11 protein-coding genes are annotated in these 14,710 nt (G+C 41.6%); 6 read left to right on the top strand and 5 right to left on the bottom strand.

Annotated features, from left to right (window positions below; all coding sequences use genetic code 11):
• Positions 1-89 precede the first annotated feature (89 nt).
• The gene (mltG, locus tag OQ5_RS0104035; protein ID WP_016776265.1) at positions 90-1,151 is read left to right on the top strand and encodes an endolytic transglycosylase MltG; all 1,062 of its coding nucleotides are present in this window, start codon (positions 90-92) and stop codon (positions 1,149-1,151) included.
• Positions 1,152-1,166: 15 nt separating this feature from the next.
• On the opposite strand, the gene murB is transcribed toward mltG, so the two are convergent.
• The 4 genes from murB to OQ5_RS0104015 all read right to left on the bottom strand — a co-directional run bounded on the left by murB (position 1,167) and on the right by OQ5_RS0104015 (position 6,807).
• The gene (gene murB, locus OQ5_RS0104030) at positions 1,167-2,177 is read right to left on the bottom strand and encodes a UDP-N-acetylmuramate dehydrogenase (protein ID WP_026055102.1); all 1,011 of its coding nucleotides are present in this window, start codon (positions 2,175-2,177) and stop codon (positions 1,167-1,169) included.
• A 178-nt stretch (positions 2,178-2,355) separates the two neighbouring features.
• Positions 2,356-4,749 carry a polysaccharide biosynthesis tyrosine autokinase gene (locus OQ5_RS0104025; RefSeq protein ID WP_016776263.1) on the bottom strand — a complete coding sequence of 798 codons (2,394 nt, stop codon included), beginning with the start codon at positions 4,747-4,749 and terminating at the stop codon, positions 2,356-2,358.
• A 131-nt stretch (positions 4,750-4,880) separates the two neighbouring features.
• A complete protein-coding gene (locus OQ5_RS0104020; RefSeq protein WP_016776262.1) occupies positions 4,881-5,636 on the bottom strand; it encodes a glycosyltransferase family 2 protein in 756 nt (251 codons plus the stop codon).
• A gap of 49 nt (positions 5,637-5,685) precedes the next feature.
• Complete coding sequence (locus OQ5_RS0104015) at positions 5,686-6,807, bottom strand: glycosyltransferase family 4 protein (protein WP_255297382.1); 1,122 nt, start codon at positions 6,805-6,807, stop codon at positions 5,686-5,688.
• Between the two features lie 240 nt (positions 6,808-7,047).
• Between OQ5_RS0104015 and OQ5_RS0104010 the strand changes: the two genes are divergently transcribed.
• The 4 genes from OQ5_RS0104010 to OQ5_RS0104000 all read left to right on the top strand — a co-directional run bounded on the left by OQ5_RS0104010 (position 7,048) and on the right by OQ5_RS0104000 (position 12,081).
• The gene (locus OQ5_RS0104010; protein ID WP_016776260.1) at positions 7,048-7,815 is read left to right on the top strand and encodes a polysaccharide biosynthesis/export family protein; all 768 of its coding nucleotides are present in this window, start codon (positions 7,048-7,050) and stop codon (positions 7,813-7,815) included.
• A gap of 31 nt (positions 7,816-7,846) precedes the next feature.
• Positions 7,847-10,051, top strand: a complete 2,205-nt coding sequence (locus OQ5_RS20255) for a GumC family protein (protein WP_255297381.1) — start codon at positions 7,847-7,849, stop codon at positions 10,049-10,051.
• Complete coding sequence (locus OQ5_RS24240) at positions 10,009-10,266, top strand: hypothetical protein (RefSeq protein ID WP_255297380.1); 258 nt, start codon at positions 10,009-10,011, stop codon at positions 10,264-10,266. The genes OQ5_RS20255 and OQ5_RS24240 overlap by 43 nt, the downstream gene beginning before the upstream one ends.
• Positions 10,267-10,551: 285 nt before the next feature.
• Entirely contained in the window at positions 10,552-12,081 is a 1,530-nt protein-coding gene (locus tag OQ5_RS0104000; protein WP_100221870.1) for a hypothetical protein, read from the top strand.
• Between the two features lie 300 nt (positions 12,082-12,381).
• On the opposite strand, the gene OQ5_RS0103995 is transcribed toward OQ5_RS0104000, so the two are convergent.
• Positions 12,382-12,933, bottom strand: a complete 552-nt coding sequence (locus OQ5_RS0103995; protein ID WP_016776257.1) for a WcaF family extracellular polysaccharide biosynthesis acetyltransferase — start codon at positions 12,931-12,933, stop codon at positions 12,382-12,384.
• 612 nt (positions 12,934-13,545) lie between these two features.
• On the opposite strand from OQ5_RS0103995, the gene OQ5_RS0103990 reads away from it, so the two are divergent.
• A complete protein-coding gene (locus OQ5_RS0103990; RefSeq protein WP_016776256.1) occupies positions 13,546-14,544 on the top strand; it encodes a D-xylose ABC transporter substrate-binding protein in 999 nt (332 codons plus the stop codon).
• Positions 14,545-14,710: the final 166 nt, after the last annotated feature.

The raw sequence follows: 14,710 nt of genomic DNA, 5'->3' as shown, positions 1-14,710 counted from the left end.
CAACACAGAGTTTGGCAATAAAGATGCCTTTTAGACCGCACTCAGTAATGCTAACAATCAGCTGAAAAATAGTCATGCCGATAAAGCGAATGTATACACGAAACAAAAACACAGGACGCAATCTTTTGCGTCTTTTCATTGTTGCTGCATTAATCGTGGGGACAGGATTATATTTTTTGTTACACTTTCGACATAAAATATTCTCACCAAATGTAGAAATCGGTAACAAAGAAACACAAAGCCTTTATATACCCACAGGTGCAACCTATTCAGAAGTTACCGGTTTGCTGGAAATTTCGGGAGCAATAAAGAATCTGGATAACTTCAAATGGCTGGCTGAAAAGAAGGGGTATCCCGGCAATGTAAAACCAGGCCATTACCAGTTAAAGAACGGTATGAGCAACAATGAGTTGGTAAATATGCTGAGAGGAGGACTCCAGACACCTGTTCGCCTTACCTTCAGCGACGTTCGGACGAAACACCACCTGGCAGGAAAAGTTTCAAATACTATAGAAGCCGACTCCTCTGCCATTCTTGATCTGCTTAATGACAACAGCGTGTTATCGGATTTTGGCTTCGATACCGCAACCGTGTACGCCATGATTATTCCAAATACTTATGAAATGTGGTGGAATACCGATGCGTATGAGTTTCTGGAGCGGATGCACAGGGAATATGAAAATTTCTGGAACGAAGAGAGAACGAAAAAGGCGCGTGAAGCAGGTCTTTCTCCGGTTGAAGTAGCCACATTGGCAAGTATTGTAGATGAAGAAACCGTTAGAGAAGATGAAAAACCTGCTGTAGCCGGACTTTACATTAATCGCCTTAAACGAAACATGCGATTACAGGCCGACCCGACTATCAAGTTTGTCTTAGGTGATTTTTCAATTAACAGGGTACTTTCACGCGACCTGAACATTGATTCTCCGTACAATACATATATTTATGCAGGATTACCACCAGGCCCCATACGGTTCCCGTCTGTTTCGGGAATTCAGGCGGTATTAAACCATGAAGAGCACGATTACCTGTATATGTGCGCCAGAGACGATTTTTCGGGATATCATAATTTCGCCAAAACCCTGCGGCAGCATAATATCAATGCCGCTAAGTATCGCCGGGCTTTACGCGAGCGTCGTATTTGGCGGTGATAAAAAAGCGAAACGTCAAATAATATTAACTTCTGGTTCCAGCTTTATCCCGAATTTTTGTTGTATATCGGACTGAATTTCACGGGCCAGGCCGGCAATTTCTTTTCCGCTGGCGCCACCCCTGTTTATCAGCACAAGCGCTTGTTTTTCGTGCACGGCGGCTTTTCCTGAGCTTTTCCCTTTCCATCCGGCCTTTTCTATTAACCACCCCGCGGCTATCTTTACTTTGTTATTTTCCAACGGATAGCCCACAATTCCCGGATGAGCCTTTTTTAGCTTTTCAAAATCCGATGTTTCTACAACCGGATTTTTGAAAAAACTACCACCATTCCCAAGAACAGCAGGATCAGGAAGTTTCTCTTTGCGGATATCGATGATGGCATTTCTGATGTTCTTCAGATTTATCTTTCCGTGTTTTTTAACAGCCTCTTGCACCTGTCCGTAACTCAAATTAAACCGAGGGACTCTGGACAATCGTAATACAAGTGATGTAATAACTACTTTGTTTTTCAATGGTCCTTTAAAAATACTGTAACGGTAATCGTAATCACAATCACTGCACTTCATACTGAATGCTTCACCGTTATCTAAATAATACCCGTCTGCCTGTACGATAACATCGGAGATTTCGACGCCATAAGCGCCAATATTCTGAACTGCAGCAGCGCCGGCATGGCCTGGAATAAAAGACAGGTTTTCTATACCTCCCAAACCTTTTTCAACACACCATTCAACGCAACGATCCCACTCCTCTCCTGCCGCCATGCGCACCAGGGTTGAATCTCCCTCTTCGCCGGTGATTTCTATTCCTTTAAAAGCGGGATACAATACAGTACCACCAAAATTTCCGGTAAACAACAAATTACTACCGCCTCCCAATATCAGCTTCTCCGGATGGTTATGGCCTTCGTAGCAAATCCATTTTTTTAACTCATCGTCAGTATCAAATCGGAAAAAACGGGCTGCCTGTGCTGCTACCCCGAATGTTGTGTATTTCTCAAGCGGATAATCGGTATAATAATCCATCGAATTTATGGTCATTTAAAGCGATGAGTGCGGTATAAAAAGCATATTTTTGTCAAAATCAAGGCGTTTTAAATTTTTGTGCCGGAGTTAACCCGTTGTTAATGAGGATGCAAAAATTTAAAACAACACAGAGTTTGGCAACAAAGATGCTTTTTAGACTGCGCTCAGCAATCCTGGTTCAACTGTCGTAAGGATGTCCGTAATAGCCTGTGTTGTAATAGCCGTATCTTTTGTCAGCCGGATTTACATCGTTCAATACCAGTCCAAGATGATTGATCTCTTCATTCTTGAGGTCTTCAATGGTTGCTGCAAAATGCTCTTTATGTGTCAACCCTGCTCTGACGATAAATAAACGGCAATCGGCATATTGCATCAAAATGCGGGCATCGGCAACCAATCCAACAGGTGGCGTATCCACAACAATTACGTCAAATTGGTTTTTGAAATGCTCAAATAAATTTTTAGTTTTTTCATCGGTTATCAATTCCGAAGGATTGGGGGGTGTAATCCCTGATGGCACCAGCCAGAGATTTTCCAACTCCGAAGGATAAATTATTTCATCCAAATTGTTCTGCCCTATCAGGAAGTTTGATATTCCAGCCTTTTGTTGTTTATCAAAGATTTCAGAGAGGCGGGGTTTTCGCATATCGAACCCCAGCAAAGCAACTTTTTTGCCGGATATTGCAAAAACAGAAGCCAGGTTTAATGCACAAAAAGTTTTTCCTTCACCGGTATTTGTTGAAGTAACAAGTATTACACGGCTGCCGTTTTCGGGCGACATAAATTTGATTTTTGTTCTGAGCGACCGAAAAGATTCTGCCAGTAACGAGTTAGGCATTTGTGTAATGATATTTTCTCCCGCCGTCCTATTTCTGACAATGGTTCCCATTAAAGGTATTTCACCGGCTAATGCCTCCATTTCCACCCGGTCGCGTATTCTGTTATTGAGGACTTCCCTTAAACCGATTATGGCAGCAGGGATAATCAGTGCCAAAAGAAATGCCTTTCCGTAATTGCCCTTTTTATCCGGAGCAACAATGCCGGTAATGGTTGCCTGATCAAGAACTTCATTGTCTGGAGTATTGGAGGCTTTGGCAATCTGGGTTTCCGAGTTTTTCTGAAGAAGAAATGTATAAATAGCATCGTTCAGCTTAAATGCTCTTTCCAACTCCAGGTATTCCTTTTCCAGTTCGGGCAGGTGGTCCATTCTGGCCGACAAGTCGCTGATTTGTCCACGAATTTCGTTTTGTCGTATCAGGATGGTCTCCATCAGTTTGTCAATTGCCTGGATGAGGGTTTCACTAATCACCCCGAGTTCTTCGTTAAGTTGTGAATAGTATGGATTATCCATTCCGGCAGATTTTTTCAAAGTCTTCATCTCCGACCAGGTCTCCATGTATTTTCCCACCAACTGGTTTACAAGGCCGGCTTCGTCACCTGCAAAAGCGGTGAGAAGATAATCCTCTTCCATCCTCCCGTTCAACAGCCTGTCTTTTAATTGTGACAGATAATCGTACCTAAGTTTCAGCAAGCGTATCTCTTTTTCCTTTTCCAGAAAATCATCAGCCAGGCGATTAGCAAATTCGGACGGTACCATAAAACGGTTTTGTTTACGGAAATCCATCAACTGTTCCTGTGTCTGATTCAGGGTGTCTTCAACACTTTTCAATTGTTTCTGAATAAATTCGAGCGAACGGGTGGCCATATCGTTCTTCCGTTTCAGATTGGTTTCGACAATCACTTCCGATAAAACATTCAAAAAACGGATTATTTTATGATGATTGTGCCCGGTCACGGTAATAAAAACAATAGAAGAACCCTCGCGATAATTATTCACTGCCACGCGTGAACGATACTGCGCGGTGAGTTGCTGATGTGATTTAAACTCAACAAAATACTTATTAACAGATGGTTGGAAATTTGAGTTGTCGTTAATAATCCGAAATGAAAAGTTAGGATGTTCAACGAGTTCTCCCGGTTTTACCTCTTGTTCGAAAGAGAACGGTACAGCCCTGGACACATCTTCCGACCGGTCGAATCTGTGGAGTATACCCTCTTCTGCAGAAGATGTAACCTTGTAGTTTCCTTCCGGCAGGATGTCTATATATATAGGAACACTTAATATCTGCGGATGAGTCTCTTCTATTTCGATCTTAAATGGAGCAGAGTGATATAATTCTGTGTCTTTAAAGTGTCCGTCGGCAAAATAGGATACCCTGAAATCGACACGGTCGATAACCTCTCTGATTGTTTTTTGAGAACGAATGATGAACGATTGATTTTCGATGTTTCGCACCTCGGCCGAAAGTCCAAATCCCTCCATCAGGTTTATCTCGTCGAGCATTTTTTCGGAGTCACTTTTGAAAAGCATGGTTACCGAACCTTTGTAAACAGGAGATGTATATCGATGATAAAGATAGACGGCACCCATGAAAAGCGGAATACTAATGGCAAATAACACCCAGTGTCGCCAGACCAACCGGGCAATTTTTTTAATATCGGAAAAGCCATCGGTTTTTCCGGCAGGAATATAATTCCTTGTGGGGGAAGCTCCTTTTGGGCGCATGACCATGCTTTAATGATTTGATTTGGATTGCTAAAATAGCCAAACAATATGAAATTAAAAAAACAGGAAGAACCGGAAAAGGACAGGCAATGGTGGCGATGACACAGAAAAAGTTATCAGGATAATATCTGATCCTGTCAGTTACGTCGAACAAACTGCGTTAATTTCGAGGCATTCTTTAAAAAAAGGGCACGCATTCCACCCACATTATTCTGGCGCAAAGCCCTGAGGTCTTCACTCGATTTTGCTATAACATTCCTTAATGAACCGTTACTGAGCCCTCCCAATCTCATACGAACCATTACTTCAGGCAAATACTCAACTTTAACCGATGGCACCGAGAGCGCCCTCAGAAGCCATTCATAATCGGCTGAAATCCGGTATTCAATATTAAATAATCCGACCTTTCTGAGTAGTTCACGACTAAAGTAAACAGTAGGGTGTGGTGGCATCCAGCCTCGTTGCAGGCGCTGCTGCCGGAACGAACCGCTTCGCCAGTAACGAACCACTTTTTGCGGATCGGTTGCACTCACATATTCTAAATCTCCGTAAAGCAAATGAAATTCAGACTCATCAAATCTTTCACTTACCTGATTTAACACTCCTGTAGTAGCCAGCACATCATCGGCATGAATAAACCCGATAACTTCTCCTTCGGCCATTTTAATACCTTTGTTCATGGCATCGTAGATGCCTCTGTCAGGTTCACTTATCCATTTGTCGATAATGTCGGAGCTGTTTTCCAGAATATCCGGGGTAGTATCGTCTGATCCACCGTCAACGACTATATACTCAAAATCGGCATGTTTTTGAAGACGAACCGAGTCAATGGTGGCTTTAATAGTCTTGGCCGACTGGTAGGTTACCGTTATTAGCGATATTTTTTTTCTCATCGGATACAAGTATTATGAAATGCCTGCTTCCCCACTAATCCCGGCTGCATTACAAATTGCGTATTTTTTTTGCCTTCAACCTGATAAAAATGGACGGAATGTAGAACACAACAAATCCCAATACGAGATTCAGCGCCATAAGTTTCAACATTCCAAAGTCTTTCAGTAAAAAAGAAATGACAGTAAAAAAGATATTGACCAAACCAAGAATAAGCGCCACCTGAATGTGTGAGAATCCTAACGTTAACAACCGGTGATGGATGTGATTTTTATCGGCCACAAATGGTGAGTTTCTGCGCGATAACCTGAGAAAAAAGACACGAATGGTATCGATGACGGGAACAATCAGAATCCCCACAACAACAGCCGGAGCCGATGTCATCGGTATATTTAGATTATCTCTTACAGCACTTGCATTGAATTCCATAAAACGAATGGCCAGGACGGCAAGAATAAAACCAATAACCATTGAACCCGTATCTCCCATAAATATTTTCTGCGTTTTTGAAAAGACATTGTAATACATAAAAGCCAGCAGCGAACCAATTACAATAACCCCTATAATGGTTGTATGAATATCGTTATTCAGAAAAAACCATACCGAAAAACCTAACGTGGAAATAACCCCGCTGATAGCTGCCAGACCGTCAACCCCGTCAATTAAATTAAACCCGTTTACAATAAAAATGATGAGCAAAATAGACACTCCCAAACTGGTAAAATAATCTGGCTGAAGTCCAAAAAAGCCGTGAAAATCTGTAATTCGCATGTCGCCAAACCCGACTATAATAAAAGCCGCAAGAATTTGACCCAGGAGCTTCATCATGGGGGCTGTTACAAGGATATCATCTTTAATGCCTATTGAAAAAATTACCAGCAACGAAGGAATAAGAAACGGGATAGAGTTGAAATCGAACCAGTCGAGAAAAAGCGTATAGGTAAATAAAAATCCTATAAATATTCCCAAACCGCCCAGGTTCGGAACTTTCTTTTTATGGATACGGCGCCTGCCAGGCTCATCAAACAGATTCTTGGAATAAGCCACCCTGAGTATTGTCGGCACGGATAAAAACACAAGTAAAAACGACATCAGGGCAGCAAATGTTATTGTTAAAATTGTGGTATAATCAGTCATCGATTTGTTATGAATCAGAAAGTTTTTTCGCTGCAAATTTATGAAACCCTTTTGACAAACTTAAATTTATGAATGTTTAAATTTTTAAAAGAAAACCATAAATTTGACCGTGAAAATGAAGGTTATTATCCGAAATCAGTAAATAACTAACGCTAAAACCTTTGTTTTTAGTATTTTGTTTTTATATTTCCTGTCAGGAAGCAGAAATAGATCGTTAGATTTTCAGATATCATGCAAAAATATTTTAGTTTTCCCTTAAAACCAAACCATCCTCTTATGCGATATGTATTGTATTTGATGTTGCCGCTAGTGCTGACTACCGGCTGTATTCCACAAAAAGAAACAGTCTATCTTCAGGATCAGGATGAAAGGAAAAATTATGAGAATCCCTATCAGGAACTCACAACCATTACCGAACGTTATGTTCTGCGACCCAATGATCTTCTATATATCCAGGTCAATACAAGCAATCCAAAGCTATCGGAGTTTTTTAATCCTACCCGTTCTTCAGCCGGAAATAATCAACTGAATCAGTCGTTATACACCTACCTGATCGACGACAGCATGCAAATAGATTTTCCTTTTGTCGGAAAAGTCGACCTCGGTGGCTGTACACTGCAGCAAGCCCGGGAAAGAATGGAGAAAGTTCTTGAACCCCTGGTTAGTGATGCACACGTAAAAATGCGACTGGCCAATGACTCTTTTGTGATACTTGGCGAAGTGGGCAGGCCCGGACGTATAGAAATGGGCAAAGAACAGATCACCATTTATGAAGCCATAGCTTTGGCCGGCGACATAAGAACTTTCGGTAAAAGAACCCGGATTAAAATCATCCGGCCTGAAGGTGACGGATACAAAACCTTTTTCGTTGACATTACTGATAAAAATATTGTGGGTTCGGATGAATATTACATTTATCCTAACGACCTTATTTATGTGAGACCTATGAAGGCCAAAAGTTTTGGTATTGGCGAGACATTCTCATTCGGTATGATCAGTTCAGCACTTGCCATTTATCTTACCATCAGAGCAATAACACAATAACTTTAAGGAAACAAGGAAAAGCGGCAATTTAATGAACAAGACAACTATTCGCACAAACAATTTCCACAACGGACACGATTCAGAAGGTTCACCTCAGTTGATGCTCGACTACAGAAAACTATTATATGATCTCCTTCATTTTTGGTGGCTCTTCGCCGTTACCATTCTGCTTGCTTTCGGAGTGGTTTTTGTCATTCATCGCTATTCCACTCCCACTTATAGAGCTTCTATGTCTATTCTGATGGAAGAAAGAGACTCTGACAGGGCAAAAGAAGACATGATGGAAGGGTTCGGGCTTACTCCCGGCCAAAGGAATCTTGATAATCAGATTGCCGTGCTGACATCTCGCGATATTATCAGGAAAACCATCGACCAGTTAGATTTCCATATCAGCTATTTTGCTGCCGGAAGACTTAAAGATACTGAGATATATCCCAACCCGGGATTTGTTGTTCACTTCGATCCGGCTGCCTCTCAAATCGTCAATGTGCCATTGTATATAACCGTTCTTGATGAGAACAGATTTGAGCTTTCAGTAAAAGCCGATAATTATTCTACCTTGACCTATAAATCTGAAAGTACCTCAGGACACAATGGAAGGATTGATTTTAGTGAAGTATATAATTTTGGAGAATGGATTCAAACACCATGGCTTACAGCCCGTATAGAAAATAACAGCCTGGGAGCCGCCGGCGATAAATCATTTTATTTTGTTTTTAATCATCCCGAAAATCTTGCTTCCAATTATTACAGTATTCTTCAGGCTCAGAAATCAGGCGAAAACAGTACCATTGTCAATTTGTCGGTGACCGGTCCGAACCATCAGAAAAATATTGCGTTTCTCAAAAAGCTTTCCGAAACCTTTATCAATGCAAACCTGGAAAAGAAAAACGAAATTGCAACCAATACCATCCGCTTCATAGAAGAACAGCTTCTTATAATCTCCGATTCCCTGGCCAGGAAAGGAAGTCAGCTCAGTACATTCCGTACCGAACACCAGATTCAGGATATCAGTTCCGAAGCAGAACATCTTTTTACACAAATTCAGGAACTTAATACACGGATATCTGAAAAAAATCTGACATTGAACTATTACAACTATCTGGAAGATTATTTTTCAACGGACAGTATTCTTGAAAAACGGCTGGCGCCTGCTGCTTTCGAAATAGATAACCCGATCATCGCCGGGCAGATATCAAAAATAATCGATTTAAATAACGAGCGACTTACACTCAATGGACAATCAAACCCTTACAAAAAAGAACTGGATAAACAAATCATTGTAGCCAGAAACACATTAATAGAAGCTATCATCAATCAAAAAAATATTATTAAGGAATCCATTCAGCGACTTCAGAATGAAAAAATGCTGGTGACCAGACAGCTTTATCAGCTTCCCGAAAAAGAAAGAAAACTTTTGGGCATCGAACGACAGTTTGACCTCAACAGTGAGGTTTATACATTTTTGCTCAGGAAGAGATCTGAAGCCCAGATTCAGAAAGCATCCAACACTTCCGACCATTCGGTTCTGGAAACTCCCCGGTTTACAGGTATCGTATCCCCTAAGAAGTCGGCCAACCGTCAAAAGGCTCTCTTTGCAGGCATACTTGTTCCGCTGGCTTTTTTGATACTTCGGCAATTACTGAATAACAAAATCTCAACTTCGGAAGAACTCGAACGGCTTTCAAAAAAGCCCATTATCGGACATATAATGCACAGCCAGAAGGGCATCGCAAACATTATAGTCGACCATCCGCGCTCAGTTATTACCGAAACTTTCAGGCGAGTCAGAACCCGCCTCGAATATCTGACGGCCGAAACCAAAACTCCTGTTATTGCGATTTCCAGTTCCATGCCGGGCGAAGGAAAAACTTTTTGTGCACTTAATCTGGCCGGAGTTTTTGCTTACTCAGGGAAAAAGACCATCTTACTGGGATTCGACATGAGAAAACCGGGGCTGAATAAGATTTTTAATCTGGATGACACTAACGGACTTTCTCAATATTACATTGGCAAGGCCACCCTTGATGAAATCATCCACAGCGGTAACCAGGAAAACCTGGAAATCATACCTTCGGGGGCGGTTCCTCCAAATCCCTCCGAACTCATCTCCTCGGCAAAAACCGATCAGCTTTTCGATGAGCTTAAAAAGCGTTTCGATGTTATTATTTTGGATACGCCTCCTTGGGTGTTGTGGCCGATCCCATTTTGCTGGCCAGAAAATCCGATACGCTGATTTTCCTTGCCCGACAAAATTTCACCATCAGGGAAGCATTTACACAAACGCTCAATCATATCGAGGATGAAGGTATTAAAAGTGTCGGTGTGCTCTTCAACGACCTGATCGTAAAACGCGGAAAACGCGGACTAAAATACGGTTATGGGTACGGATACCGTTACGGATACGGCTATGGATACGGCTATGGCCAGGGTTATTATGAAGAAAGCTGATGTCCCTGATTATCAGATTTTAAATGATCAATGAGTACAGTATAAAAGCATATTTTTGTCAAAATCAAGGCGTTTTAAATTTTTGTACCGGAGTTAACCTGTTGTTAATGAGGATCCAAAAATTTAAAACAACAACGAGTTTGGCAACAAAGATGCTTTTTAGATTGGGCTCATCAATATTTGTTGTAATCATTGCACCACTAAAAGGATATGAATCTGCGATACCAAATCTTTATAGTTTTTACTCTGCTTTGCTCCTGTGCAAATGGTCAAATATATAATCACTTGCAACACAACGGATTAAACCCGGTTGAACGTATCACCAACGTGCCCGGACAGAATATTCACAGTGCCCTGGCTCCTCTCCGACTGGACGAAATAGAAGAATACTACAATGTGGATTCTTTAATTCAAAGGGGAATACCACGATCAAAGGATCATCGGAATATATTCGGCCGTTTCCTCCACGACAATCTTTTTGAATGGAATAAAGACGGTGTATCCGTCCGTATTAACCCGCTGTTTAATTTCGAGGCGGGCCATGATGGTCAGACCGGCGATTCCTGGTTTGTCAACACCCGTGGAGCAATGATTGAAGGTTCCCTGGGCAAAAACGTTGGTTTTTATGTTGATTTGTATGAAAACCAGGCCACTTTCCCCGGCTATATCGATGCTTTTATTGCCAAAAAGGGACTTGTCCCGGGCCAGGGACGACGAAAAGATTTTGGTGATAACGGGCACGATTTTTCTCAATCGACGGGTTATATTTCATACAATGCCGGTCGTTGGTTTAACTTTCAGGCAGGATTCGGAAAAAATTTTATTGGCGAAGGACATCGCTCGCTCTTTTTGTCCGATAATGCCTACAGCTATCCGTACCTGAAAATGACCGCTACTTTCCTGAATGCCAAATATATGATGATGGTGAGCGAGCTGAAGCATTACGAAAGGGATATAACGCTTGGCGATACGCGATATGAAAGTAAGTACGGAGCCTTTCATTATCTCAGCTGGAACCTGGGAGACCGGTTTAACCTCGGCTTGTTCGAAAGTGTAATCTGGGCAGCTGAAGATACGGTCGGATACCGGGGACTCGACGTGAATTACCTCACGCCACTTGTAATATTCCGGCCTGTCGAATACAATCTGGGTTCGCCGGATAATGTCACGATGGGAATCAGTATGAAATACATTCCCTGGCAAGATGCCGCCCTCTATGGTCAGTTTGTGCTCGGAGAATTTAAATATGATGAAATATTCTCATCTGATAAATGGTGGGCCAATAAGCAGGGATTTCTTGCCGGCCTGGAAGTTTTTAATTTGTTTGGCATTGATAACCTCGACTTTTTAACCGAATATAGTCAGGTACGCCCATACACCTATTCGCATTATCAGCCCGTCACCAATTACGGTCATTTTTACCAGGAACTGGCTCACCCCCTGGGTGCTAACTTTCGTGAAAGCATTTCGTTTTTAAGATACCGCCTTAAACGGTGGCATTTTGAAACAAAACTCCAGTTCGCAACCAAAGGGCTTGATCCCTCCAGAGATATAAGCTATGGAGGTGATATCCACAAGCCCAATATTACCCGACCCGGTGATTATGGCCATATCATCGGTCAGGGCATTAAATCCAATCTTACACAGGCTGAAATGAATGTCATTTTTCTCTTAAACCCACAGAATAATATGAACCTGACCATTGGTGCCAGATACCGGAAAATGACCAACAACAAAGAAACTATAAAAGGAAATTATATTTATGCAGCTTTCAGGACTTCTCTTCGTAACATCTATTACGACTATTTTGATTAGTGTCTTACCCCTGATATTCGTGTTTTTTGGCAAAATTAATGCTCTGTCACCGCTCCGCGATTAATTGTTACTGACTTTATTGGTAATGTTGCCGTTCTGTCACCGCTCCGCGGTTTTAGTATTGTCAACCCTATAACAACAGTTAATAGTCGCGGAGCGGCGACAGAACGGTAGAATTATGTAATAAGAAAAACAAAAAGCTGCGGAGATGCGACAGATAATGTATAAATTTGTTTGGTTCTGGCTTGTCCAGGTTAGGTATAGTCTACTGAAACCCGTCCTTAGAAATCGGGTTTCGTTTCAATGAGTAATTGCACGGGGTTTCATCTTCTCAGCCGGATTACCCCGATATATCCAACAGGATTCGAGCCGGCCGGATGCAACACTCTGAACGGTCAATACAGAATGCGAGCCACATGTAGTATTTCCAGGAACGACAGCGTTTGCACCAATCCAGACACCATCCTCAAGAACAATTTCACCTACCATCAAATCGAACGTTTTACTGGTAAAATCATGATTACCACACAATAGCATTGCTCCTTGCGAAAGACAGCAATGGGACCCGATGGTAACTTTTGATAAATTATCAATCCATACCTCCTCTCCAATCCATGAATAATCCCCCACCTTCAAATGCCAGGGGTATTTAATATTGACACGGGGTTTAATGACAACCCCCTGTCCTATTTCTGCACCAAACAACCTGAGTAGCCAAACCTTGAGTGAGGAAACCGGGAAAAAGGGACTTATAAAAAACACTGCATTTACCAGGTACCAAATTCCACGCCCTATTGCTCCCCGTCCCGGGTTATACCAACTGTTATCATATTTCGATAAATCTACTTTCATCAGCGTCAGTCAATATTTTGGGTGAATATAATAAATACCTGTAAAAAATACTTTACGCTAAGCTTCAAAAGTTGTAAATTAACTAAGGTCTAAGCTGAGTGATATGAGATATGTGAAGTATCGCTACTTAGTGCGTGTCTATAAAGTAGGAAAAGATTCCTACTTATCATGTGTCTGTCCATAAAGTCCAGAGGCAGTTAAAAAAAGCCTAAACGCAGAGACGCAATGGCGCAAAGCTTTTATTATGAAAGAGTTGTGGTTTGCATCATTAATTGTGTAAACAATTAATGACCAGACATCTGTAAAAGTTTAACGGAGAATTGTAAAGTAATATTTGTTGTGTTTGGCTTGCAACTGACACTTTCTGAAGAGACATACATATTGTAAAAATTTTTGCGAGCTTACAGACGAGCACTATTTAGGGCTAACCCTGACATATAACCCCTTGGCTTTCACCAATATTCTTAATGAAACGAGTCTCGAATACCCGGGATAAGTTCCATTCGCACTTAATAAATTTTTTACGAAAGAAACGAGTCCCCGTTACTCCCCGATAAATCGGGACAGGCAGGGAGGAGTTCCATTAGACCAATAACTTAGACAAATTTAGCAATGAGAGCTTTCGGATTATTATTAAAGGTATTGTTGCTTGCTGTTCTTCTGGCAAGTTGTAACAATAAACCCAAAATCGGATTTTTAATGGATACACTCAGTATCGACCGTTGGGAAAAGGATAAAGAACTTTTTGAAAAACGTGTTGAAGAACTTGGGGGAATCCCGGTTATACGCGTTGCCGACAGTAATTCTCCAACCCAGATAGAACAAGCCACTGAGTTACTTTACAGTGGCGTTGATGTTTTGGTTGTCATTCCGGTGGATCTCCATGCATCACGCGATATTGTACAACAAGCTCATGAAAAGGATGTTCCGGTAATTTCATACGACCGCATGATCCGTGATTGTGATGTAGACTATTATGTTTCTACTGACAATATTAATATTGGAGAACTGCAGGCGGATTATCTTGCTACGATGGCGCCATCAGGTTATTACGCGCTAATCGGGGGTCCCACAAAAGACTACAACGCAACACTTCTTCACCTGGGTTGGATGAATGTACTTCAACCTCTTATTGAAAAAGGCGACATCAAACTGGTGTTAGATGAATACGTAGATAAATGGGATGCCGATGAAGCTTTCGAAATCATTAACAGCTATTTATCAAATCCTAATCAGGGGCTTGATGTCATTATTGCCGGCAACGACGAGCTGGCAGGCGGCGCTGTTAAAGCACTCCAGGAACATAACCTTCAAAGAGAAGTCCTGGTGGCAGGTCAGGATGCTGAACTCGAAGCCATCAGGAATATTGTTGCCGGCTATCAGACCATTACCATTTTCAAACCTATTGATGCATTGGCATATACCGCAGCCAGTATGGCAATAAAACTTGCCAATGAAGAACCTGTCAATACAAACGTTACAGTCAACAATGGTCACAAGCTGGTTCCTTCAATACTTCTTTCCGCCCAAGTGGTGAATAAACAGAATATTAAAATGACGGTAGTTTCTGAAGGTTTCCTGGAAGAAGAGGCTATCTTTGAAATTGAATAGACCGCAAAAAGTTTAAACGCAGAGACGCAATGTTGTAAAGTTTTTATTGTAAAAGAGTTGTGACTTATTTCCTGATTTTGTAAACAGTTAATTACCCCACGCTCGGCGAAGTCTGTGATTTCGCCGAGCCGGGTCATCGGGGCAAGCATAACACACCAATACTGAT

It is taken from the genome of Anaerophaga thermohalophila str. Valhall (assembly GCF_000250735.1).
In the GTDB taxonomy this organism is placed as follows: Bacteria; Bacteroidota; Bacteroidia; order Bacteroidales; family Marinilabiliaceae; genus Anaerophaga; species Anaerophaga thermohalophila_A.
This window is presented reverse-complemented; position numbering and strand designations above follow the sequence as displayed.

Bases quoted from the DNA above. Each gene is read 5' to 3' on its own strand.
- OQ5_RS0104020 (WP_016776262.1), bottom strand. From the start codon at position 5,636: ATGAGAAAAAAAATATCGCTAATAACGGTAACCTACCAGTCGGCCAAG.
- OQ5_RS0103995 (WP_016776257.1), bottom strand. From the start codon at position 12,933: ATGAAAGTAGATTTATCGAAATATGATAACAGTTGGTATAACCCGGGA.
- OQ5_RS0104010 (WP_016776260.1), top strand. From the start codon at position 7,048: ATGCGATATGTATTGTATTTGATGTTGCCGCTAGTGCTGACTACCGGC.
- murB (WP_026055102.1), bottom strand. From the start codon at position 2,177: ATGGATTATTATACCGATTATCCGCTTGAGAAATACACAACATTCGGG.
- mltG (WP_016776265.1), top strand. From the start codon at position 90: ATGTATACACGAAACAAAAACACAGGACGCAATCTTTTGCGTCTTTTC.
- OQ5_RS0104025 (WP_016776263.1), bottom strand. From the start codon at position 4,749: ATGGTCATGCGCCCAAAAGGAGCTTCCCCCACAAGGAATTATATTCCT.
- OQ5_RS20255 (WP_255297381.1), top strand. From the start codon at position 7,847: ATGAACAAGACAACTATTCGCACAAACAATTTCCACAACGGACACGAT.
- OQ5_RS0103990 (WP_016776256.1), top strand. From the start codon at position 13,546: ATGAGAGCTTTCGGATTATTATTAAAGGTATTGTTGCTTGCTGTTCTT.